The sequence below is a fragment of the Bernardetia sp. Wsw4-3y2 genome (assembly GCF_037126295.1).
Classification (GTDB): domain Bacteria; phylum Bacteroidota; class Bacteroidia; order Cytophagales; family Bernardetiaceae; genus Bernardetia.
In genome coordinates this window covers 2,107,168-2,129,952 of sequence record NZ_CP147017.1, presented here as the reverse complement: position 1 = coordinate 2,129,952, position 22,785 = coordinate 2,107,168, and the positions used below count along the sequence as shown (strand labels likewise).

Genomic DNA, 22,785 nt, shown 5'->3' with positions numbered 1-22,785 from the left:
ATATTGAACTACAAATTTACTATTTTTCTTGTTCCGTTCTATTAAAGGTTTTTTCTAATTTCTCTTTTGCTCTTTTTTGCGCTTCTGGTGTTGTAATTATATAGACTGTTTTTCCATTTTCTACGAAAACAACTTGGTCAAAATTCTTTTTTTCAATCAAAGCCATTCCTACAAAAGGAGAATTAGCTTTTACATCTGAATATTCATCTTCATAAAGCCAAATAATTTCATTTTGTGCATAAGTGATATGCTGTGTATTGATTTGAGTAGGTTTTTTTTCATATTTCACCACAGCTACAACAATCTGCTGAGAAAAATCAATATCATCTTTTATGCTTCCAAATGACGTTTCAAAGTCTGTTTTGTTTGTAAAATACATAAAACGAGTAGTGTCAGCAGTAGGATTATACTCTTTATTTTGGTATTCATATCCTCTTAAATCTGAATATTTCAATCTTTCTAAATCATCATACGAAGTAAAAGAAACACAACTGGATAAAAAAGTAGAGACGATAAAAAGGCAAAAAATAGAAATAGTAAAAAATAGATTCTTCATATAGTATAAATGGGATACAAACTTTTGATTGAATTACTTAAAAATCAATAACCAAATAGAAAGAAGTTAGTTAGTTTTTTTTGATTAAATTTCAATAATTCTTGAAATCAGAATCTGTTACTAGCCTCTTTTTAAAATAATTTATTTATTCTTCTTCATCTCATTTACCAAATCCTTAGTAGTTTTTCGGCTTCCATCATGACTCCAACCTGGGGGCTTTATTAGATAATTAATTCTATGTTTCCACGAAATAGGCTTTTTAATATCTGCCCAAATCTTCTCATACTCATGGGAAGCGATACGAATTGGATTATAAGTTTCCAAGTTTTGAACAAGTCCGTAGATTGGTTTTTCTTCATCTTCTATTATAAATGTTCCAAAAAGTCTATCCCAAATAATAAAAATTCCTGCATGATTTTTATCTAAATATTTGACATTAGTAGCATGATGAACTCTATGATGAGAAGGTGTATTCATAAAATATTCTAAGAAACCAAGTCTTCCAACTGCCTCTGTATGTAGAAAGAATTGATAAATAAGACTTATAGACATCATTACAAACATCATAACAGGATGAAAACCAAGTAAAGGCAGCCATAACCAAAAGATATATTTATAAAACATTTCTGTCCAACTCTGACGCAGCGCAACAGCTAAATTATAGCTTTGTGCTGAATGGTGGTTTGAATGAGCAGCCCACAAAATACGAACTTGATGGCTTAATCTGTGATGCCAATAAAAAGAAAAATCATCAGCAAAGACAAGCAGAATCCAAACCCACCAAACATTAGGCAGCGTAAAGAGACGGAAATTATCATAAATCCACATATAAATTCCGATATAAAAAATCTTGGCTAAAAGACTCAAAAACACAGAACCAATTCCCATAACAATTGAAGCCCAAGCATCTTTTTTATTGTACCATTCTTTTTTTTGCGCTAAATCAATTCCTAATTCTAAAAGAATAAGAAATATAAAAAAAGGCGCAAAATAGGTAATCGGGTCGCTTTGGCTTATTTTATCAAAAGAATCTTTTATATGTTCGTAATTCCAAATCATTATTTACTTTATCAATTATTTTATAAATATCTTTATATAATACAAAATTACAAAGTATTTAATGAATCAGAAAATTTGCCTACTTTTCAATCAACTTTTTTCTAAGCAAATTCAAAACTGCATTTGTACTCAGTTGAATATTTAAGTTTCTGTTTTTGGTTAGTTGATAGGTTTTGGCTACTGTTTCATTTTCATCAGAATAAGCAATCCAAACTGTTCCCACTGGTTTTTCAGGCGTTCCTCCACCTGTTCCTGCTACTCCTGTTGTAGCAATTCCAATTTTTGTTCCTAGTGTTCTTCTGATTCCTTCAGCCATCTCTAAAGCTGTTTGTTCACTTACTGAACCATATTTTATGATGGTATCTAATTTTACGCCTAAAATCTTTATTTTTACATCATTTGAGTAGGCAATTATTCCACCCTCAAAAAAAGCAGATGCACCTTCGTGCTGAGTAAATGTACGGGCTACATAACCACCTGTGCAGCTTTCTGCAATTCCTAGAGTAAGATTCTTTTCTTTTAATAAATCAGCTACTTTTCCCTCTATTGTTTCATCATCAAAACCATAAACATATTTTTCTATGAGAGGAATTACTTTTTTAACTTGATTATTTAATTCTTCATCAATTTTTTCTTTGTCATCTCCTTCACTTGTCAATCTCAAAGTTACTTTTCCCAAATGTGGAAGGTACGCCAAACGAACATGAGAAGGCAAATCATTTTCCCAATCTTCAATAGTTTGTGCTAAAATAGACTCAGGAACTCCAATTGTCTGTACTTTTTTGTGTACAATAAAAGGAGGTTTGAAAAAATCTAATAAACGAGGAATTACCTCATTGCTCATTATATTTTCAGTTTCATAAGGCACACCAGGCATTGAAACGAAAATACAACCATTTTTTTCAAACCACATTCCAGGAGCTGTTCCATACATATTATGAATGACAGTGCAATTTGTCGGAACGTCTGCTTGTGATTTATTCAAATCAGTCATCATTCTTCCTCTACTAGAAAATAAATTTTCGATATGCTTTAAAACAACTTCATCTCTTCGCATTCCTACATTAAAATATTCTGCAAATGTTTTTTTTGTGATGTCATCTTTTGTAGGCCCAAGTCCTCCAGTAATCAAAACTATTTTAGCTACTTTTGACATTTCTTCGAAAGTATCCAAAATTGCCTGTCTCTCATCAGCGATAGAAATGTGTTTGATAACTTTAAAACCAACATCAGTTAGCATTTTGGAAAGAGAATAAGCGTTTGTATTGAGAGTTTGTCCGTAGAGAAGTTCGTCGCCAATAGCAACAATATAAGCTGGAATCATTTTATTTTTTATGATATAACAGACTTTCTAATCTGTTTTTGTATTAGTAAGTAGGAATAGAAATTTTAGACTTGAACAGACTAGGAAGTCTGTTATCCTTTAGTAATTACACAGAAGTTTTCATCGCTTCAAAACGCCTTTCTAGTTCTGCCAAATCTACAAAACCTCTAGCAAATAAATAATATTCTTCGTCTTTTTGAATAATGAGAGTAGGAAAACCACTTACTCCAAAATCTTGCGATAACTGAAAATCTTTTTGAGCTAATTTTTCATAGTCTGAATGATTCATTTTTTCTACAAAATCAGTTTTATCCAAACCATATTTTGTTGCCAATTCGCCGTATTTTGAATAGTCTTTTGGTTCTATGCCATCAAAATAAATAAGACTTTGAAGTTCTTCTGCAAAATGAAGAACTTTCTCATTCTTTTCTCCTGCTAGTTGTGGATTTTCTTGAGTTTCTTTTTTGAAAACAGAAAGGGCAATGGATGGAGGAATAGAAGTAAAAATGGCACTTCCTTCTTCCAAAATATCCTTTAAAAATTTCTCTCCAAATTTTACACCTGTCCGGTTTTCTACGTCTTTATAAGCCGTTTTGATGTAAGGAGCAACTTCTCCAATTGCACCAATACGTTCTCCTGTAATCATTCCACCAGAAATAACATCAATGGTTTCAAAGTCGTTTTTGTGGTTTTGATAAAAATCACGCATCGCAGGTGCAAAACCATAACACCAGCCACAAAGGGCATCATAAATATAGATTAGTTTCATAACCTTTAAAGCAAATTTTGAAGAAAAATGTTTAAAAACGAATGGTTCGATATAAGTGAACTGTTTGTTAATTTTTAGAAATCTAAGAAATCACAAAAGGCTGAGGCGAAAAGCAAAGAGCAAAAATAATAAAAGTAATTACTCCCAAAATCATTCTACCTTTTGTAAGTGGTGTAACTTGGTTTTGTGTAGGTGGATGTGAAAGTCCTAAAATTCGTCCTAAGAGAAAACCAAAAGCCAACCAACCATAGTAACCATGAACTTCTGGAAAAATACTTACAAGCACAAACTGAAAGGCGTAAATTCCTAGCGCAAAGACAACAGCAGTAATCGGTTTTTCTGTATTTTTTAGAAAAATAATAAACAAGAAAAAGAGATAAAAAATACTGTAGAGAGCAATATCTTCGATAGGGTCTTGAGGCGAAATAAGCCCTAGTCCTGCATAGGTCAAGAAAAGTGTAAACATTCCCATAGATATTTTTTTATGCCATTTTTGACCAAACATAGCATACAAAACATGTCCTCCATCAAGCTGACCAATCGGCATCAAATTTAAAGCTGTAAAAAACAAAGCTAAATAACCTGCCAATAAAAAAGGATAATGAAAAATTTCTCTATTATTTGGCACCCATTCAGGATTTGGAGCAACATAATTTTTGAAAAATTCAAATAACAAATTTGTTCCCAATTCCATATTTGCACCTTCTGGAATAGATTTATACACTTGAGAAGCATAATCTAAACCATATTTTTGCCAAGATGGATGTGCTACTTCAATTACATATTCAGGAGAAGGAAGATTCAAAAAACCATAAAAAAGTACGACTAAAGCAATTATAAAACCTGCCAAAGGACCTGCTACACCCACATCAAAAAGTGACTTTTGAGAGGTAAAAGGAGATTCAATTTTAATAAATGCACCCATTGTTCCGATAGTAGAAGGCATTCCCAAAAAACCAAGCCACATCGGAATATAAAAAGGCAAAGAAGCCCGAATATTATGATATTTAGCAGCAAAATAATGTCCGAATTCATGCACTGTTAATATTCCCAAAAAAGGAATAGAATAAGCCAAACCAGCCACAAAGCCATCAAAACCGAGTCCTCCACTTCCAATGCCTGCAAATCCATCTGCATCAAAGAGAAGAGCAATAAAACTTTTTTCTCCAAAAATCCATTCTGCTCCAGCCAAAGTAGTTGCAATGAAAGTAATCACAAATAACAAAATATGTAACCAATATTTAGGCTTTTTCTTCTTATATAGAACTTCTTCATACAAAAATGGATTTGAAGCATCATCTGCATCTGAATAGTTTGAAAAAGAAGGATAAGGCAAATTTTTGTTTTCTTCTTGCATATTTTTATTATAATACGTTTTTGCAGACTTATAATTTTGATTAAGCTGTTCTATCTATTATTTTACTCAAATTTTAATTAAACGCTCTAATTTATAAAGTTACGAGTAATAAAGACTATTTCTATAAAGAAAATCACTTTTAAATATTTTTTTTATTTATCTAAACTCAAAATAAGAAAAACAGTTTAATTTTTGAAATGTAGTACTACATAAGATAGCTTAAAAATTATTAGAATAAAAAAAATCACTACAAAAATAAATTTCATAGTGATTTCAAGATTATTATTTTTTTATAATAGTTTAGGCTTCTGCATCTGCCCCTTCTGCTTCTTGTATCTCAGCTTCTATTTTTCCGATTGCTTGATCAATAAGCCAAATTCCTTGACCTTCTTCACCAATAATATCAAAAAGCTCTACAGCACGACGAGAAATTACCTCTTCTTCACGCTGTTCATTGACAAACCATTGTAAAAACTGAAAAGTAGCAAAGTCTTTTGCTTTCAAACAGGCATCTACAAGGTCATTAATTGCTAAAGTTACTTTGATTTCGTGCTTTAAAGCTGTTTCGAAAACATCTCTTAACTTCTCAAAATCATAACGCATATCTGTAATTTCGGGTGCTAGTGCATGTCCACCTGCATTATTTAGATAATTGAAAAATTTCATCATGTGCATGCGTTCTTCTTCTGCATGATTGTAAAGATATTTAGCCGAATTGACATATCCTTCTTTATCACACCAAGAAGCAGCAGCTAAATAAGCCCAAGAAGAACGAGCTTCTAACTTAATTTGCTCATTGATAAGGTTTTGCATTTCTTGTGTAACTGATGTTTTCATCGTTACAAACGGTTTTTGAATTCCATTTTTTGACATATTTTTTTTGTATTTTTGTTAATTATAATTCATAAATTTTAAAAGTAGGCAACATATCACATTTTCTCCTACTCTATCTCTATAACGAAAGCAATGAAACAAAAGATTTGTTTTTGAAAAACGAATACAAATATGGAATTAGAATTAGTCAAAATAAAGATTAGACAAATTAACCTCCAATCCATATCAATTTATATAAAACAAAACCTTGTTTTTTCAGAAGCTACTAAATGTTTTTTTAATAGTTAAAAAATATTTTCAAAACATTTTTAGAATAGGTACGTTTATATAATTGTAAATCAAGTCATACTTTTGGCTTGATTTATTTATTTTTTAAACTGTATTTCAAATTTTTTAAACTGTATTATACTATGAAAACGAACAAAATCTTAATGTTCTTCGTGCTTGCTTTTATGGCTATTTCTTTTACTTCTTGTGATGAAGATGATGTAATTAATTATGCTGATGACCTTCCAGGAACATATAACAATCTGTTATTAGGTGATATTAATGTAGAAGGAGCAGTTAATGTAATTACACTCTCAAATAAAGGTGACAGCGAAGTGCTTACAAAAAATATTGTTGTGGAAATTACAGATAAAACAACTGAAACAAATGGAGGAGTAGAAACAGTGCGTTATTCTACTAATAATAATGATGTAGATATTACTCGTGTTGAAAATACAATTTCTATCAAAGTTACAGGTAGCGAATATGTACAAAATCTCACAAATATTTATATTGGAACAAAAACAGTACAATAATCTGTTCTGAAAAATATAACTTCAAGAGCCTAGCAATTTTATAAAAAATGCTAGGCTTTTTTTTGTCCTTATTTTTTCTTTTGTGTTAAAAAAAAGAAAAGTTATTTGAACATTTTTTTAAGCAACGAATTTGTTTGCAAATTGTATCAGACTAAAGACAAAACAGATTTTAAACCTTAATCAAACTAACATGAAAAGAGTTTTTCTTACTTTTATTTCCTGTGCATTGCTTTCAAATACAGCTTTTTCACAGGATATTGAATTAGAATTTACGACAGCTCAAGACCGTATCAATTCTCAAAATAAAATTAATTCATCAACCTCTTGGCTCAAAAATATTCCTATAAAATCAATAGGACCAACAATTATGAGTGGAAGGGTTGTCGATATTGAAGTAAACCCTAATAACCCAAATGAGTTTTTGGCTGCTTTTGCTTCTGGTGGACTTTGGCATACCAATACAAACGGAACTTCTTTTACTCCTTTGTTTCAAAATGAAAAAGTAATGTCTATTGGAGATATTGCTGTTTCGTGGGAAGATTCTACCATCTGGATAGGGACTGGAGAAAATAACTCTTCTCGTTCTTCATATTCTGGAGATGGAATGTATGTTTCGTATAACATGGGCAAAACGTGGGAACACAAAAATGATACAGAATTAAATGAAACGCAGCATATTGGTAGAATAGTTTTGCATCCAACTGATAAAAATACACTTTTCGTTGCTGCGCTCGGTCATCTATATTCGAAAAATAAAGAAAGAGGAATCTATAAAACAACTGATGGAGGCAAAACGTGGAAAAAAACACTTTTCATTGACGAAAATACAGGTGCAGTTGATTTAATAATTGACCCTACAAATCCGAATACACTTTATACAGCTACTTGGCAAAGACATAGAGCAGCGTGGGATTTTGAAGAAGCAGGTGCAGGAAGTGGAATTTATCGTTCTGATGATGGTGGCGAAAACTGGACAAAAATAACGACAAAAGGAAGTGGTTTTCCTATTTCAGAGGGAGTTGGAAGAATTGGTTTAGCTATTTCAAAAGCAAATCCTGATTGGGTTTATGCCTGTTTGGACAATCAAAACAGAAAGCCAAAAGATGAAACAAAAAAAGAGAATAATAAACTAACTCTTACCAAAGATGCTATTTTAGCAATGAAAAGTGAAGATTTTTTGAAAGTTTCTGATGCAGAAATAACTGAATATTTGAAAGAAAATCACTTTCCAAAAAAATATGATGTAGCTTTTGTAAAAGAACAAATCAAACAAGGCAAAATAGAGCCAAAAGCATTAGTAGAGTTTTTGGGAGATGCTAATTCTCGTTTGTTTGACACACCCGTAAAAGGTTTAGAATTATATTTATCAAAAGACAAAGGCAAAACATGGCAAAAAACACACGAAGGGAGTATCGATGAAGTTGTTTATTCGTATGGTTATTATTTTGGACAAGTACGAGTTTCACAAAATAATCCTCAAAAACTCTACATTGTCGGCGTTCCAATCTTGACAAGTGATGATGGAGGTAAAAACTGGAAAAGCATCAATGGTGATAACGTCCACGCAGATCATCACGCCTTATGGATTAATCCAAAACAAGAAGGACATTTAATAAATGGAAACGATGGAGGAATAAATATTTCGTATAACGACGGCAAAACATGGTCAAAATCAAACTCTATTCCTGTTGGTCAGTTTTATAGTGTAGCAACAGACAGAGCAGAACCGTATAATGTGTATGGAGGTTTGCAAGATAATGGTGTTTGGACAGCTTCACATCAATACGAATATTCAGATTCATGGCAACAAGAAGGTAATTACCCTTACAAACGACTTTTAGGAGGTGACGGAATGCAAGTTGAGATTGATTTTAGAGATAATAATACTGTCTATACCTGTTATCAATTTGGAAATTGTTATAAAATCGATAAAACAACGTTAGCATCTGACTACATTACACCTTCACATGAACTAGGACAAAAACCATTTCGTTTCAACTGGCAAACTCCATTACACCTTTCAAAACATCAGCAAAATATTTTGTATATGGGTTCGAATCGTGTACACCGTTCGTTTGACCAAGGAAAAACATGGGAAACTATTTCAGAGGACTTAACAAGAGGAGCAAATCCAAAAGAAGCAAAAACTGGTGATGTAGCTTACAATACACTTACTTCTATTGATGAATCTGCTTTGCGTTTTGGTCTTTTGTATGTTGGTTCTGATGATGGAATGGTTCATGTGAGCAAAGATGCAGGATATAGTTGGGAAAATATTTCACAGAATTATTTGAAACAGTTTCCTCAGTATAAAAACTTTTGGGTAAGTCGTGTACAGGCTTCAAAACACAAAATGGAACGAGTTTACATTAGCTTGAATGGATACCGTTTTGATAATTTTGAATCAATTATTTTTGTTTCGAATGACTTTGGTAAAACTTGGACACGCATTGGAACAGATTTACCTTTAGAATCTGTAAATGTTATTAGAGAAGATTTTAAAGAAGAAAATTTACTTTTTGTTGGAACAGACCATAATTTGTATACTTCTCTTGATGCTGGAAAGTCATTTATGACTTTAGGAAAAGATTTTCCTCGTGTGGCAGTTCATGATTTATCAGTTCAGCCTGTGGCAAATCATTTGGTTGTAGGAACTCATGGACGTTCGCTTTATGTGGTGGATATTGCACCTCTACAAAGTCTTGTAAAAATGGATAAAGAAAAATCATTTTTCTTAGACAAAGAAAAAATTACTTTCAATAAAAACTGGGGCAAAACTTATTGGAGTAAGTGGTTTGGGAATTATGAACCAAATGAGGAAGAGCAAAAATTTATTTTCTTTACTACTCAAAAATCAAATGTAGAACTTCGCATTTTAGATAAGAACAATGTAGTTCTGCATTCTGAAAAACTAGAAGCAAATAAAGGTTTGAATTATTGGAAATATGATTTGACAATAAATGAAGAAGCTGCAAAAAAATTATCAAAATCCCTTTCTACAAAAGAAAAACCTTTTGTTGTCTCTAAATCAGATAATGAAAAGTATTATTTGCCTATCTCTACTTACAAAATAGCTTTAGTAGAAAATGGAAAAACTACTCAGCTTCCTTTTGAGATTGTAGAGAAAAAATAAAACTATTGTATCACATTCAAAATAAACTCCACAAAAAAAGACTTTTCTTTATTTATAAAAATAAAGAAAAGTCTTTTTTTATAATCTATTTTCCTAAGAATACATTAGGAAAAATTTAAATTATCTAGGTACAAGAGTAAACTGTACAACTGGCTCTGGTTTGCCATCAGCAGCAGCTTCATTGTAACGAATAACAAGCTGGGTAGAAGAAGCACTTACTAAAGTAGCAGTAGAACCACTAAAAACAATTGAAGTAGGATTCTCATTGTCTGGAGCTAATGTCCAGTTACCAGAAGTGTTTGGTGCAAAGTTATAAGCCAAACCACCTGTAGTAATGCTATATGTAGTAGGAGCATCAGCATTTTGATTCAATGTAAGTGTAAAGCCATCAATATCCTCAGTAACAGCATCACCATTTACTGTAAGTGTGCTAATTTTCCAAGATTGAGAGATTTGAGCTACTAAAGATTCTGCATCATCAGTGTCATCACCACATGTACATTTTACAAGAAACAAAGAACAAAATAATACTACTAAAAGAAAAGGGTTACGAAATACGTTCATAAATTCAGGATTTAAAGAGTTGAGATTGAGTTAAAATTTAAAATCAAATTTAAGTTAAGATTAAAGCAAGGTTTAGTCGTTAATTTTAATTTTCGATTATATATTTCTAATGACAATTTTCATTCAAAATTAATAATCATTAAAGATAATGCGAATTTTTGAATTTCTAAAAAAAAGCAAGTAAAAAAACAGAAACTTAATACAAAAATACAATTTTTTACAAGTTTACGGCTTTAAGTTCTGAATATCAATGATTTGTGAACAAAAATAATATTCAGATTCTTGATTTGATGCAATAATAAGTGTTTTTTTGCCAAAAACTGTATTTATTTCTTGCAAATACCACTCACTATTTTGTTTATCAAGGTTAGAAGTAGGCTCATCTAAAAACACTATTTTGGCATCAGAATAGATTGCTAAGGCTAATTTTAGTTTTTGTTTCATTCCTGAAGAGAAAAAACGAATTGTTTTACTCTTCGTGTTAGAAAAACCTAATTTTTCAATTATTTCTTCTATCTCTATATCAAAAGATTTAAAAGACTGATGAAATTTTAATTGTTCTAAAAGTGTAAACTCTTCTATCAATTCAGTATAAGGAGCAGCCCAAGAAATATGAGACTGCCAATCTTCTTTTTGGATTATTTTTTTATCTGTCTTGGAATCAAAAGAATAAACTAAGTTTCCCTCTGATAAAGGCAAATATCCAACAAGCGTTTTGATAAGAGTTGATTTACCACTCCCATTACTCCCTACGATAGCTGTAGGTTGTTTGCTGCAAAAATGACAAGAAAGTTTTCGAAAAATCCATTCTCTTTCGAATCTTTTTCCTATATTTTCTGCAGAAATAACAATGGTGTTTTCTTTTTCTAAGGACGTAGTCAAAATACTTTTTTTATGATAATTTCTTATATCCTTCTGCACCTTGTAAAAGATTTCTGACATTTTTAAAGCCTTTAGAAATCAAGAAGTTTTTAGCTGTTGCACTGCGTCCTCCAGATTTACAATGTACAATGACTTCTTTTTCTTTCCAGTCTTGCAATTCTTCTAAACGTGTAGGCAGCTCTCCCAAAGGAATAAGTTTGCCATCAAGATTATATTCATCATATTCAAACTCTTCTCTGACATCTAAAAGCTGTATTTGTTTTCCTTCGTCTTTCAGAGTTTTTAGCTCTTGTGGTGTAATATCGTTCATCTAGTAAAGTAATAATTAGAATTGATTATATATTACAAAGTTACGCAATTTGTATAAAACTTTATGTTCTTTAACTCAAAAAAACTGAGCTTTTATTGTTTTGTAATCTTGAATTGATATAAAGTTCATAATTTTGATTAGAATTAGAATCAAAATTCTATCTCAATAGGAATATCTTTTCTTATCCATTTCTCACCTTCTTTTTCATAATACGAATAGTCTTTATAAGGAACATAATAGACATTTGCTTCAAATGAAATTAGTTTGAAATAAGATTGATACTTAATTTGATTAGAGTTTTTATCAACTCCATAAGAATACGAATTTGATTGAACAACTAATTGATTATCAGTTACTAAATTGCAATAATCAAGATAAACAGGAAGTTTAGTCTCAATATTAAGTTTAGAAAAAGCATACAATAAGTGTGTATTAAAATTTACTTTTGAAATGTAAAACTCTTCTTCTCCTTTCATTTTTAAATATTCATATTTATAACTTGTTGCTTCTAATTTAGAAAAAGAATCTTTTTGATTTAGCTTTTCAATTTCTACAAGTTGATTTTCGATAAAAGGCGTTTTATTCTTAGAGTCAGTTTGAGAAATTTCTATTTTATGATAAGGTAGCACGAAACTTTTTATACTACTTTCAGTGTGTTTAAACACACTTTAACTATCAGAGTAAATTCAATTTATAAAGTTAAAAACTAGCTTGACTTGCTTTAAACGAGTACGTTTTTTTTTCGTGCGTTTGCCCTAACAAACTCTTGATCTTCTTTCTATTTCTTTGTCAAGTAATTTAGAGCCTGTTCGATTTTTTATTTTTTATTTCTTCTAGCTCCTTTATTTATTGAGATTCAAAATCATAGCTAAATAAATAAAAGCCTTCGCAGATTGTATGGTTTTCTCATAATCAACCTTTAATCTTCGGTTTTGATTGAGCCAAGCAAAAGTTCTTTCCACTACCCATCTTTTGGGCTGAGGACTGAACGATTTATCTTCTTTATCTTTTCTTCTTGGGCTATTGACAACCTCAATTTGCACACCCGTTTGACTAAATATTTCACTAGCTAAGCTAGTGCTTCTATAGCCTGCATCGGCAAGAATTTTAAAAAACTTTCGTCCTCTAAATTGCGCCAAGTAAGCCAAATAGGATAGCTGATTTACGTCAGCTTCATTCGCTGGACTAATCTCTATTTCTAATAAATTTCCTTGCATATCTACTAGAATATGGCGTTTTCGCCCTTTTTTTAGCTTATAACCATCTATGCCTATTGCCTCACCTCCATAAATGCTTTGTACACTTTGAGAATCTACACAACCCAAAGAGGGTTTAGCATCTCTACCTTTTGCGAGTCGTTCTCTTTTCACTAGTTTGTCCAATAATTCCTTATACCAACCCAGCTTCTGCCACTTGCTAAAGTAATCATACAAACTACTCCAAGGAATACCATAACTGCTAGGGAGTAGACGCCAACTACTTCCTGAACGTGTCAGATAAAAAAGATCTGAAAATAAATTATACAAGCTGTGTTTACGCTTTCTTTTCAAATACGAAGAAGGTATAAATTTTTTCATATATTGCCAAAGAGCATCAGATAAATATTCAGTAGTAAACATAAGAATTGATATTTTAATTAGTAACTGAAAATCAATTACTTAACTAAGAAAAAAATCTGATGTTCTTTTTATTTAACTAAAATCGAACAGGCTCTTATCAACATTGAATTTAAAGTTACTATTTGTTTTTCAAATTTTTATATAAAAATGTCTCTTCATTATCTTTTATAGCTATTTTTTGTATTAGCTTTTCTTTACAAGGATGTACGAAATCTACTAATACAGAAAATACACAAAAATCTGATCAAATCTCTACTCAAGATAGTACAGAACTGACAACACATATAATTGGGTAGAAACAGCTGACCCAGCAGTTGGTGGTTTTGAACCTATTCAAACAAATCTGACAGATACTATTTATTCAGGTATAGATATGGAAGCGCAAAAAAATAGTATCAAACGACTAGAAAAAAGTGGCTTTTTTGCAAAAGAGTTTTTAGAAAATTATGAAAAACTATCAGCTACAATGGATGAAAAACTCAAAAATGAGAGTGCTGTTTGGCAAGTTGGTGATTTATCTCCTTTTATTGATAGTGGTGTAAATGCCTTGTGTAACTGTCAAGATTATCCAGAAAAATACTGGGAAAAACTCCTTCTTTCTAAATTTGAAAAACAAGGAGAAGAAACAGCTTTTATTTGGACTTTAGACAATGGCTTCATTTATAAGGTTAGAGCAAAAAAAGAAAACGAAATTTGGAAAATCAGTTATTTAGAAGGTTTTGACAAGAAAAATTCTGAAGTAGAAGTAATTGAATAAATAAACTAAATCAGTTTAGATATTTTAACATAACCTTTAAACAAATCAATGCGTTAGAATTTTGGAACAAACGTTCTATTATTATTCAACATATTTTTTATTCATTGATTTTTCATAAATTTTATAGACATTATGCTTTTTGATTCATTCAAACTTGGAAATATAACTCTTCAAAATCGTGTTGTTATGGCACCTCTTACTCGCTCAAGAGCAACTGACAATATTCCAAACGATTTGATGGCAACTTATTATGCTCAGCGTTCTAGTGCTGGTTTACTTATTACAGAAGGAGTTAGTCCTTCGCCAAATGGTTTGGGCTACCCACGTATTCCTGGTGCTTTTTCCGATGCTCAAACTAAGGGTTGGAAAAAAGTAGCTGAAGAGGTTCATAAAGGAGGAGCAAAAATTTTCATGCAATTGATGCACACAGGTAGAGTTTCACACCCTCTTAATATGGCAAAAGATGCGAAAGTATTGAGCACAACTACAACTCCAGTAGAAGGTGAGATGTATACTGATAAGGAAGGTTTGAAATCGTACCCAGCAGCAAAACTAATGACTGAAAGTGAAATCAAAAACACGATTCAGGAATATGTAGATAGTGCAAAGAATGCTATAAAGGCAGATTTTGATGGTGTCGAATTACATGGTGCAAATGGTTATTTAATAGAACAGTTTTTAAATCCTCTTGTAAATTCTTTAGACAATAGTTATAATGGAAACAATGAAGCAAGAGCAAAATTTGCATTAGAAATAGCAAAAGCAACTATTGCAGAAATTGGAGCAGAAAAAGTAGGTATTCGTCTTTCTCCTTATGGAGTTTATAATAGTACAGGAGTTTTTGAAGGTGTCGAAGAGTTTTATGAGTATTTGGCAAAAGAATTAGGTAAACTTAACCTTGCTTATATTCATATTGTAGATCATTCTTCAGTAGGTGCGCCTGAGGTTACTCTTTCTGTAAAACAAAAAATTAGAGACGCTTTTGGAGGAACAATCATTATCAGTGGTGGTTATGATAAAGAAAGAGCTGAAAAAGATTTGAAAGATGGTTTGGGACATTTAGTAGCTTTTGGTCGTTCATTTATTTCTAATCCTGATTTAGTAGAAAGAATGAAAGAAGATGCTCATCTTAACGACCCAAATCCAGATACATTCTATACATCAGGAGCAGAAGGATATACAGATTATCCGACTTTAAAAGAAGAAACTCAAAAAGCGTAATTTAGTTTTCTCACTAAAAAATTCACAAATCCTTTTCTAATTTATTTAGAGAAGGATTTTTGTTTGTAAATTGGTCATTATTCAAAAAACAGAATCAAAACAGAAAATGAAAATAGGAATTATTTCAGACACACATTCATATTTAGACCCACAAGTAAAAAATTATTTTAAAGATTGCGACCAGCTTTGGCATGCAGGAGATATTGGAAGCATAGAAGTTGCAGATGAATTAGAAGCCTTCAAGCCTACTATTTTTGTCTACGGAAACATTGACGACCAAAAAATGAGAGTTCGTTATCCCAAAAATCAGATTTTTGATTGTGAAGGACTGAAAGTTTTTATGACACATATTGGAGGTTATCCACCAAATTATAAATCAGAAGTGAAAAAAGAATTAGACGAAATAAAACCTAGAATTTTTGTGTGTGGACATTCGCATATTTTAAAAATAATGCCTGATGCTAAAAGAAATTTAATACATTTTAATTCGGGTGCAGCAGGAAAACACGGCTTTCATTATATAAGAACACTTATTCGATTAGAAATAAACAAAGCCAAAATCACAAATGTAGAAGTAATAGAACTAGGAAAACGAGGAACAATTACAGAGGAAGATAACTTATAATTTTATCTACTAGCACTTCTCAAGTCAATCCAACCTCTTCGAACCCACTCTTTAGCAATTTCTTTGATTGAAAGAGGATTTGCAAGGCATTTTGCATTTTTGTCTTGTTCTCCATTACTACTCACAAAACAGATTGCTTTACAAGAAAAACAAATTTTCAAAACTGAAATAGGAACTCCATCTTTATAAAAAACTAAAATATCTCTATATATAGCTCCACAACGGGTTACTGAATAACTTTCACAGCTCGTTGTAGGAAAAATTTGTACTAATTGTTGAATATCTAATACATCTGTCAAAACAGCTCTTTTTTCAAAATAACTTTCTAAGAGTGGTACAGGATTATCAAAAGGAAACTCATCATTCCTAAAATATAATTCTAAGTTTTGGCTTACAGGTTTTGTACTATCAATCTTTTCAGCGTCTTCTTTTGCTATTGCTCCATAATACCATTGAACAGAATCTACTTTTTGTTTTGGAAAGTAATCTTTATAAGAAAAACTATCTTGTGCATTAGAAAAATGAATTACTCCAATAGTTAGAGTAAAAAAGAGATATAGTCTTGTAAGACAACGAATAAGTAAGTTTTGTTTTAACATACACAAAGGTAATTATATTTTTTAATTTCACGTCTGTATGTTGTTAAAATATGTATGTTTTTTTTGAATTTTGATTAAAAAAGCCTCCTTTAAATGAAATTTATTTAAAAGAGGCTTAATAAAATAATACATCAAGGTTTAATTAATATCCAAATCAGAAATCTGTTTTTGAATTTTTGCTTGAAGTCCTTCTTTTACTTTTTCATAATCCTCTGTTCTATCTAAATCATCTTTTACAGAAAAATAGAATTTGATTTTTGGTTCTGTTCCCGAAGGTCGCATACTTATTTTACTTCCATCTTCTGTATAAAAAGCAAGTACATTAGATTTTGGTAAATCTGTTTCCATTGGATTAGAAGTTCCTTTCTGAACATCTAAAATAGTTTGATTTTGATAGTCATAGACAGATAACAAATCACTTCCCGCTAATTTTTTTGGAGGATTTTTTCTAAATGTTTTCATCATTTCTTCTATCTGTGAAGCTCCTTGTTGTCCTTTTTTAGTAATAGAAACAAGTTCTTCCAAATAAAAACCATATTCTTTATAGATTTCAATCAGCCATTCGAAAAGAGAAAAACCTTTATCTTTTGCATAAGCAGCCAAAAGTGCAATACTTGCACACGAAGCAACTCCATCTTTATCACGAACTTCATCACCAATCAGATAACCATAACTTTCTTCTCCTCCTAAAATAAACTCTTCCTTACTACCTGCTTGTTTTTTGCTTTCAATAAGTGCAGCAATATGTTTGAAACCTGTCAAAGTATCGTAGATATTTACGCCATATTTTTGTGTAATTTCTTTTATCAATTCTGTCGTAACAATGGTTTTGATTACCATTTGATTGCCATTTAATTTTTCTGCATTTTTCCAGGCTTCCAAATTATAGGCTACCAATAAAGCAAGGGTTTGATTTCCATTCATTAATACAAAGTCGCCTTCCTTATTTTTTACAGCAATTCCTACACGGTCAGCATCTGGGTCAGTTGCCATCACAACATCAGCATTTACTTCTTTTGCTTTTTTGAGTGCTAAAGTCATTGCTTCAGCTTCTTCTGGGTTTGGATAAACTACTGTTGGGAAATTTCCGTCTGCTAGAGCTTGTTCTTCTACTACATGAATATTTTCAAATCTCAATTTTCTCAATGCCTTTGGTACAAGTGTAATTCCTGTTCCGTGAATTGGTGTATAAACGATTGATAAATCTTTTTGACGTTTTACAATTTCTCTTGTTTTTTTATCAGCTAAAGGTTCTAGTATTTGATACAAATATTCTTTATCAATTTCTACTCCTATGCTTCTTATCAAATCTGGTTTTCCTTCAAATTTTATTTCATCTACACTTTTTATCGCCTGTACTTCTGTGATAATGTTTTTGTCGTGAGGTGCAACTACTTGTCCACCATCTTCCCAATAGGCTTTATAACCGTTGTATTCCTTTGGGTTGTGTGAAGCTGTCAAGACAACACCACTTTTGCAACCCAAATGACGAATGGCAAAAGAAAGCTCTGGAGTAGGACGCAGTGCAGTAAATAAATATACTTTTATATCATTGGCAGAAAAAACATCGGCTACAATTTGAGCAAATTCAGGTGAATTATTACGACTATCATAAGCAATAGCTACACTAATATCTCCTTCTTTTTTATTTGGAAATGATTTTTTGAGGTAATTTGAAAGTCCTTGAGTAGCTGCACCGACTGTATAACGGTTCATTCGGTTCGTGCCAACTCCCATAAGTCCACGAAGTCCACCTGTTCCAAATTCTAAATCTTTATAGAAAGCGTCTGCAAGGTCTGTTTCAGATAGTTTTTTGATAGCTTCCTTAGTTTCATTGTCATAATTTCCGTCTAACCAATGATTAACTTTTTGTTGAATAGTTGTTTCTAGCATAAAAAATAGTTTCTATGTTGTTGGTGTCGCTACGCTAAAACACCAATAACGGCAAGGTTTTAAATATTATTTATTAACTTCAAAAATACGTAAATGAATTTTGATTTATAATGATAGTAAAGATAATTATTCTTCAAGATATGAGCGAAAATTAGGATATTCTTCATAGAACTTATCTTCTATTGTAATACCTTTTACCATTTCACTAAAGTGAATATTAAGATCTTTAGCTTCGCCTGTCCATTTATTTATAACAATCCTTGAAAAACCTCCCACCAAAATATTCTTTGCATTCATAGGAGTACCATAACCAAATGTCCATCCGAAAGTATGTTCTTCAAGGTAACCTCCAACTACTTTTTGTTTGCACATTCTACTTAGACTTTCTAAGTATTTATCTTGTATAATTTCTGCTTCTTTTATTGTAATCATAATTTATTTATCATATAACACTACCTTATCTATTTCTGGATACAACTTAACTTTTAATTACTAAATAATACAGAAATGAATTTTGATTTGTGAGAATGATTTAGTTTTCATAATCTAAAATCTTACGAGTTTCTACCTCTCTAGTTTTGACAGGAATTACAAAACGAAGCGAAAATGCATGACGATTGAGGTTACTAATTACTTTATCTAAACCTTGTGGAACAAAGAGAAATTGATAAGAATAAGTAAGATGTAAAGCATTTCCTATTTTACCAGCATTACCACTTCCAAATAAAGTTCTAGGAGAAACTCCCATCAAAATACGTGCACCCGGATTTATTTTATCACCATCTGAGTGAACAGTAAGTGCACCTCCTAAGGCTACCCAAGATTGAGTCCAACCTGTAAGAGCCAATCCATAGTAGTTTTTCCAAGGAGAAGTTTGAATAGAATCAATTGTGCCTAATGAGTTTTCTCGCAATTCAAACTCTTCTTTAAATGAATTATTAAAAGGAGCAATTTCTCCAGAGAGAGAAACAGCAAAAAAAGTTTTTTTCCAGTTCCATTTTGCTTTAGCAATTCCAATTTCTAAAACAGGACTTTTGTAATACTGAATTCCTCCAACAATTCCCCAACCTATAGTTTCTTGAAAAAGAGAACGAGAATCATAAAACTGACTCACATCATTTGCTTTACACTCTGCATAAACTTCTAAATATGTATTTCGCTGAGTAATATCCAAAATAGCCATACTATCAAAACTACTTGTAGAATTTGATTGTGATGAAATACCATAAATTTCATATCTTCTAAGCACTTTACCATTTGGTTTCTTCAATACAAAAGTAGAATCATTTTCGGTTTGCCAAGTTCCTTTTTCTGTTCTATCAAAAGCAGAAAAATTATAACTTTTGTCTTCCTTTAGTTCTAAAAATTCTTTTTCGCAATCTCTAACACTGAAGAGTGTGTCTGATTCATCAATATAAACTTCTATGTAATGAGCTAATCCCCATTTTTTACCTATAATATTTTTCATCTTATTTTCTAATTTCCCTTCTAGTTTTTCAGTTGTATCTTGAGCAGCCACAAAAGAAAAAGAGCAAATAGTAATCACAAAAACAGCAAAAAATAAAGTGAATTTAATTTTCATTTTAAAAATAATAAATACAGATTGAAGAAATAGAAAAAAATAAAGTTTTGATAGAGCAAAAATACTACTCTAATTTAGAATCTGCTCAAAAATTAGAATCTTTCTTTTGTAGTTTTACAAAAAAGCTCTCTTTTTGTAAGAAAAGAAGAAAATTATCTCCTAAAAAAAATAACAGCAACAAAAATTTACAAAAAATCGCTTTAAAAACACTTTTAGTTCTGTGTCGTTAAATGAAAATAGTACTGAGATATTCTAAAATATCTATATTTATTTTTTGGGGAAAGCATCAAATTATTTTTTATTTTTATTATTTTTCAATATTTCATCATGAAACTAACACATTCTATCAAAAACATTCTATTTACAGGTATTAGTCTTTGTTTTTTGGGAGCTTCTAGTTGTCTTTTTGCTCAAAATACAATTACTTCTTTTTCTACTAATAATTTAAACTCTGAGTTTTCAAATGCTATTGTTCAAAACTCTTCTTTTACTAACTTTTCTTCAAAAGATATAAAAGAAACAGATATGGCAATTTCTCCTTGGGAAAAACGAATTGGTATTACTGGAGCTTTTGGGGAAGCCACAACAAGTCTGACTTTGGGTTTTTCTCATGTATATGGGTTTGGCTCTTCTCGCCGTTTCAAATTAGGTTATGGTGTGCGCTTATCTTCTTTTTTTGGTTCAGATAGACAATTTACGGCAGCTCCACCAGATTTAGCATCAGAAGAAAATCCTCAATCTTTTTTTGTTGAGAGTAGTCAATCCAATGCAATCAACTTAGGACTTTATACTGATTATTCTATTACAGAAAATATCCTTATAGGTTTTAATATTGACATAGTAGGTCTTAGTTTTGGAGGAGAAAAAGATGGAATTGTTGTAGATCCTACCATAACTAGCTCTGCTATTTCTGATACAGGAAAGCCAACAGGTTTCAATTTACTTTTGGTAGGTGATAATGATAAGGGAACGCTCAACTCTGAATTTTGGATTGGATATAAAATCGCTTCAAATGTAATGGTAAGAGGAGCATTTTCATACCTTTTTGCAGAATATACAACAAATGGAAAGTATCAAGATGATAATGATAGATTTAGATATAAGGCTGCACAAGGTGCTGTTGGAATTAGTTATAGTTTTTAGTAGAGTTTTAGTAAAAGTTTATCTTATCAAAATTCCCTTTATTTTTTACAGATAAAGGGAATTTTTTATGAATGAGAAAGACTAAAAAAATAAACTTACATTTTTAGCTATACTATAAAAACAGGGTTTTAACCCTGTTTAGTAATGTCTCAATTTTTCAAAGTGTAAATTTATTTTATATTCCTTAGAAAGAAAGCCTTTAGATTTATTTTCAGATTTTAATAATCGTCGCCTTCGCCTTCTTCTTCTTCTATTTTTTGTTGTAATGGTGTTCCTTTAATGTACAATTTCTTAAGACTTTGTCTTTTGAGTTGTTCGGCAACTTCCATATTATCTAATTTTGTATCTATTAGAATAAGTTCTTGAAGATTTTTACAAGTTTTGATGGGTGTCAAATCTTGTACTTCTGTTTTTTGGGCATCTAATATTTCCAAATTTGGCTTATTTTCTAATCCTTCTAAAGTCTTTATTTGTGTTTCTCCACAAAATAATTTTTCTAGTTTTACTAATTCTGAAAGAGGCTTTAAAGTTTTGATTTGAGTCTGATAAATATACAAATCTTTTAAATTCACTAAATTTTCAATTCCTTTTAAAGAACTTAACTGTGTTTCCCCTGCTTCTAAAAGCTCTAGCTGTGTAGCATTTTTGAGAGAAGAAATACTTTTGATTCTAGTCTTATTGAGAAATATTTTTTTCAAATGAAAAAACTCTTCCAAAACATCAATTTTTTCAACTTCTGTTTCTGAAACAGAAAGAATTTCTAAATTCTTAGCATTCTTGAGAGGTTCTATATCTGTAACTTTGCTATCATTTAATTGAACTTCGGTAAGCTGTGTCATATTCGAAAGCGCAGAAATACTACTTACTTTTGTGTTGCCCAAACCAATTACACGAAGGTTTATAAGATTTTTGAGAGCAGAAATATCTTCTACTTGTGTCCAATTTAGATAAAGTTCTTCCAAATTTACCAGTTTTGATAAAGGAGAAATATCATCTACAGGAGTTCTCCAAGCCAAAATTGATTTTAGATTTTTGAGCTTTGATAAAGCAGAAAAATCTTTGATTCCAGTTGCTGTAAAACTTACTTTTTCTAAGTTTTCAAGATTTTTGAGAGCAGAAATATCTTTTACTTTTGTATAAGCCAAATACACACGTTCTAGACTAGAGATAGAACTCAAAGGCGAAATATCAGTAACTCCAGTGGCAGAAAGCGATAATTTTTTAAGATTTTTAAGAGCAGAAAGAGAATTGACCGAAGTAATTCCTGCACATTTTTGCACCCAAATTTCCTCTAGGTTTTCTAGTTTGGAAATAGGAGAAAGATCTGAAACTAAAGTTCGTTCTGCATCTATTTTACGCAAATTTTTGGCATTTTTCAATGGCTCTAAAGAACTCACAGGACAGTACGAAAAATTAACTTCTTCTAAAAAAGGCAAATCTTTCAACGGATTGATGTCTAAAATAAGTTTGTTGTAATATTCTTGTGTTCCTGCACAATCTATTTTTTTAAGATTATAGATTTTTTCTAAATTTTGAGCTGTCGGAACGCTGTCTATTTCGTGATTGTACCTAAAATAAAGCTGCCAACCTTCGTTCAAATCATTCCACCATTTTTGATTGATATTGTTTTGTTGGGCGAAAGCTGAAAGAGAAAGAGATATAAAAACAGAGACTAGAACAAGAAAACGAAGGTTTTTCATAATTTTTTTAGAAGAGTAGTTTTTTTATTAATTCAAGCATCAACACTTAAATTAG

Annotated in this window: 22 protein-coding genes; 6 read left to right on the top strand and 16 right to left on the bottom strand. The window is 31.1% G+C overall.

Going from position 1 to position 22,785, the window contains the following annotated elements:
* Positions 1–19: 19 nt before the first annotated feature.
* The 6 genes from V9L05_RS08485 to V9L05_RS08460 all read right to left on the bottom strand — a co-directional run bounded on the left by V9L05_RS08485 (position 20) and on the right by V9L05_RS08460 (position 5,938).
* A complete protein-coding gene (locus V9L05_RS08485) occupies positions 20–556 on the bottom strand; it encodes a hypothetical protein (protein WP_338815130.1) in 537 nt (178 codons plus the stop codon).
* 141 nt (positions 557–697) lie between these two features.
* Positions 698–1,615: a sterol desaturase family protein gene (locus V9L05_RS08480; RefSeq protein WP_338815129.1), complete on the bottom strand. Its 918-nt coding sequence runs from the start codon at positions 1,613–1,615 to the stop codon at positions 698–700.
* 79 nt (positions 1,616–1,694) lie between these two features.
* The gene (locus V9L05_RS08475; RefSeq protein ID WP_338815128.1) at positions 1,695–2,939 is read right to left on the bottom strand and encodes a competence/damage-inducible protein A; all 1,245 of its coding nucleotides are present in this window, start codon (positions 2,937–2,939) and stop codon (positions 1,695–1,697) included.
* Between the two features lie 106 nt (positions 2,940–3,045).
* Positions 3,046–3,708, bottom strand: a complete 663-nt coding sequence (locus tag V9L05_RS08470; RefSeq protein ID WP_338815127.1) for a DsbA family protein — start codon at positions 3,706–3,708, stop codon at positions 3,046–3,048.
* A gap of 82 nt (positions 3,709–3,790) precedes the next feature.
* Complete coding sequence (locus tag V9L05_RS08465; protein WP_338793685.1) at positions 3,791–5,065, bottom strand: site-2 protease family protein; 1,275 nt, start codon at positions 5,063–5,065, stop codon at positions 3,791–3,793.
* Positions 5,066–5,365: 300 nt separating this feature from the next.
* Positions 5,366–5,938, bottom strand: a complete 573-nt coding sequence (locus tag V9L05_RS08460; RefSeq protein ID WP_338793686.1) for a ferritin — start codon at positions 5,936–5,938, stop codon at positions 5,366–5,368.
* 371 nt (positions 5,939–6,309) lie between these two features.
* Here V9L05_RS08460 and V9L05_RS08455 point away from each other — a divergent pair, with 371 nt between their 5' ends.
* Together V9L05_RS08455 and V9L05_RS08450 are read left to right on the top strand one after the other, a co-directional pair.
* Positions 6,310–6,702, top strand: coding sequence for a hypothetical protein (locus V9L05_RS08455; protein WP_338793687.1), 393 nt, complete (start codon positions 6,310–6,312; stop codon positions 6,700–6,702).
* 190 nt (positions 6,703–6,892) lie between these two features.
* Positions 6,893–9,835 carry a glycosyl hydrolase gene (locus tag V9L05_RS08450; RefSeq protein ID WP_338815126.1) on the top strand — a complete coding sequence of 981 codons (2,943 nt, stop codon included), beginning with the start codon at positions 6,893–6,895 and terminating at the stop codon, positions 9,833–9,835.
* A gap of 120 nt (positions 9,836–9,955) precedes the next feature.
* Here the strand turns inward: V9L05_RS08450 and V9L05_RS08445 are convergent, their stop codons facing one another.
* The 5 genes from V9L05_RS08445 to V9L05_RS08425 form a co-directional block, all read right to left on the bottom strand.
* Positions 9,956–10,399 (bottom strand): hypothetical protein, encoded by a 444-nt coding sequence (locus V9L05_RS08445; protein ID WP_338815125.1) that lies wholly within the window; start codon positions 10,397–10,399, stop codon positions 9,956–9,958.
* A gap of 225 nt (positions 10,400–10,624) precedes the next feature.
* Positions 10,625–11,281, bottom strand: coding sequence for an ATP-binding cassette domain-containing protein (locus tag V9L05_RS08440; protein WP_338815124.1), 657 nt, complete (start codon positions 11,279–11,281; stop codon positions 10,625–10,627).
* Positions 11,282–11,291: 10 nt separating this feature from the next.
* A complete protein-coding gene (locus V9L05_RS08435; protein WP_338793691.1) occupies positions 11,292–11,591 on the bottom strand; it encodes a rhodanese-like domain-containing protein in 300 nt (99 codons plus the stop codon).
* A 149-nt stretch (positions 11,592–11,740) separates the two neighbouring features.
* The gene (locus V9L05_RS08430; protein ID WP_338815123.1) at positions 11,741–12,256 is read right to left on the bottom strand and encodes a hypothetical protein; all 516 of its coding nucleotides are present in this window, start codon (positions 12,254–12,256) and stop codon (positions 11,741–11,743) included.
* Positions 12,257–12,433: 177 nt separating this feature from the next.
* Entirely contained in the window at positions 12,434–13,210 is a 777-nt protein-coding gene (locus V9L05_RS08425) for an IS5 family transposase (RefSeq protein ID WP_338815122.1), read from the bottom strand.
* Between the two features lie 373 nt (positions 13,211–13,583).
* Here V9L05_RS08425 and V9L05_RS08420 point away from each other — a divergent pair, with 373 nt between their 5' ends.
* From V9L05_RS08420 to V9L05_RS08410, 3 genes are all read left to right on the top strand, one after another.
* A complete protein-coding gene (locus V9L05_RS08420) occupies positions 13,584–13,967 on the top strand; it encodes a hypothetical protein (RefSeq protein WP_338815121.1) in 384 nt (127 codons plus the stop codon).
* Between the two features lie 132 nt (positions 13,968–14,099).
* Positions 14,100–15,188, top strand: coding sequence for an alkene reductase (locus tag V9L05_RS08415; RefSeq protein ID WP_338815120.1), 1,089 nt, complete (start codon positions 14,100–14,102; stop codon positions 15,186–15,188).
* Positions 15,189–15,294: 106 nt separating this feature from the next.
* A complete protein-coding gene (locus tag V9L05_RS08410) occupies positions 15,295–15,813 on the top strand; it encodes a metallophosphoesterase family protein (RefSeq protein WP_338815119.1) in 519 nt (172 codons plus the stop codon).
* A gap of 2 nt (positions 15,814–15,815) precedes the next feature.
* On the opposite strand, the gene V9L05_RS08405 is transcribed toward V9L05_RS08410, so the two are convergent.
* From V9L05_RS08405 to V9L05_RS08390, 4 genes are all read right to left on the bottom strand, one after another.
* Positions 15,816–16,412, bottom strand: a complete 597-nt coding sequence (locus V9L05_RS08405; protein WP_338815118.1) for a hypothetical protein — start codon at positions 16,410–16,412, stop codon at positions 15,816–15,818.
* Positions 16,413–16,550: 138 nt separating this feature from the next.
* Positions 16,551–18,305, bottom strand: coding sequence for a phospho-sugar mutase (locus V9L05_RS08400; protein WP_338815117.1), 1,755 nt, complete (start codon positions 18,303–18,305; stop codon positions 16,551–16,553).
* A 126-nt stretch (positions 18,306–18,431) separates the two neighbouring features.
* Entirely contained in the window at positions 18,432–18,737 is a 306-nt protein-coding gene (locus V9L05_RS08395; protein ID WP_338815116.1) for a hypothetical protein, read from the bottom strand.
* A gap of 100 nt (positions 18,738–18,837) precedes the next feature.
* Positions 18,838–19,887, bottom strand: a complete 1,050-nt coding sequence (locus tag V9L05_RS08390; protein ID WP_338793699.1) for a hypothetical protein — start codon at positions 19,885–19,887, stop codon at positions 18,838–18,840.
* A gap of 327 nt (positions 19,888–20,214) precedes the next feature.
* On the opposite strand from V9L05_RS08390, the gene V9L05_RS08385 reads away from it, so the two are divergent.
* On the top strand, positions 20,215–21,030 hold the full coding sequence (locus tag V9L05_RS08385) for a hypothetical protein (protein ID WP_338815115.1): 816 nt from the start codon (positions 20,215–20,217) through the stop codon (positions 21,028–21,030).
* 218 nt (positions 21,031–21,248) lie between these two features.
* Here V9L05_RS08385 and V9L05_RS08380 read toward each other — a convergent pair whose 3' ends face one another.
* Positions 21,249–22,730 (bottom strand): leucine-rich repeat domain-containing protein, encoded by a 1,482-nt coding sequence (locus V9L05_RS08380; RefSeq protein ID WP_338815114.1) that lies wholly within the window; start codon positions 22,728–22,730, stop codon positions 21,249–21,251.
* Positions 22,731–22,785 lie beyond the last annotated feature (55 nt).

What these genes read in the sequence shown, in the direction of transcription:
- V9L05_RS08485 (WP_338815130.1), bottom strand. Translation starts at nt 556, where the DNA reads ATGAAGAATCTATTTTTTACTATTTCTATTTTTTGCCTTTTTATCGTC.
- V9L05_RS08480 (WP_338815129.1), bottom strand. Translation starts at nt 1,615, where the DNA reads ATGATTTGGAATTACGAACATATAAAAGATTCTTTTGATAAAATAAGC.
- V9L05_RS08475 (WP_338815128.1), bottom strand. Translation starts at nt 2,939, where the DNA reads ATGATTCCAGCTTATATTGTTGCTATTGGCGACGAACTTCTCTACGGA.
- V9L05_RS08470 (WP_338815127.1), bottom strand. Translation starts at nt 3,708, where the DNA reads ATGAAACTAATCTATATTTATGATGCCCTTTGTGGCTGGTGTTATGGT.
- V9L05_RS08465 (WP_338793685.1), bottom strand. Translation starts at nt 5,065, where the DNA reads ATGCAAGAAGAAAACAAAAATTTGCCTTATCCTTCTTTTTCAAACTAT.
- V9L05_RS08460 (WP_338793686.1), bottom strand. Translation starts at nt 5,938, where the DNA reads ATGTCAAAAAATGGAATTCAAAAACCGTTTGTAACGATGAAAACATCA.
- V9L05_RS08455 (WP_338793687.1), top strand. Translation starts at nt 6,310, where the DNA reads ATGAAAACGAACAAAATCTTAATGTTCTTCGTGCTTGCTTTTATGGCT.
- V9L05_RS08450 (WP_338815126.1), top strand. Translation starts at nt 6,893, where the DNA reads ATGAAAAGAGTTTTTCTTACTTTTATTTCCTGTGCATTGCTTTCAAAT.
- V9L05_RS08445 (WP_338815125.1), bottom strand. Translation starts at nt 10,399, where the DNA reads ATGAACGTATTTCGTAACCCTTTTCTTTTAGTAGTATTATTTTGTTCT.
- V9L05_RS08435 (WP_338793691.1), bottom strand. Translation starts at nt 11,591, where the DNA reads ATGAACGATATTACACCACAAGAGCTAAAAACTCTGAAAGACGAAGGA.
- V9L05_RS08425 (WP_338815122.1), bottom strand. Translation starts at nt 13,210, where the DNA reads ATGTTTACTACTGAATATTTATCTGATGCTCTTTGGCAATATATGAAA.
- V9L05_RS08420 (WP_338815121.1), top strand. Translation starts at nt 13,584, where the DNA reads ATGGAAGCGCAAAAAAATAGTATCAAACGACTAGAAAAAAGTGGCTTT.
- V9L05_RS08415 (WP_338815120.1), top strand. Translation starts at nt 14,100, where the DNA reads ATGCTTTTTGATTCATTCAAACTTGGAAATATAACTCTTCAAAATCGT.
- V9L05_RS08410 (WP_338815119.1), top strand. Translation starts at nt 15,295, where the DNA reads ATGAAAATAGGAATTATTTCAGACACACATTCATATTTAGACCCACAA.
- V9L05_RS08405 (WP_338815118.1), bottom strand. Translation starts at nt 16,412, where the DNA reads ATGTTAAAACAAAACTTACTTATTCGTTGTCTTACAAGACTATATCTC.
- V9L05_RS08400 (WP_338815117.1), bottom strand. Translation starts at nt 18,305, where the DNA reads ATGCTAGAAACAACTATTCAACAAAAAGTTAATCATTGGTTAGACGGA.
- V9L05_RS08395 (WP_338815116.1), bottom strand. Translation starts at nt 18,737, where the DNA reads ATGATTACAATAAAAGAAGCAGAAATTATACAAGATAAATACTTAGAA.
- V9L05_RS08390 (WP_338793699.1), bottom strand. Translation starts at nt 19,887, where the DNA reads ATGAAAATTAAATTCACTTTATTTTTTGCTGTTTTTGTGATTACTATT.
- V9L05_RS08385 (WP_338815115.1), top strand. Translation starts at nt 20,215, where the DNA reads ATGAAACTAACACATTCTATCAAAAACATTCTATTTACAGGTATTAGT.
- V9L05_RS08380 (WP_338815114.1), bottom strand. Translation starts at nt 22,730, where the DNA reads ATGAAAAACCTTCGTTTTCTTGTTCTAGTCTCTGTTTTTATATCTCTT.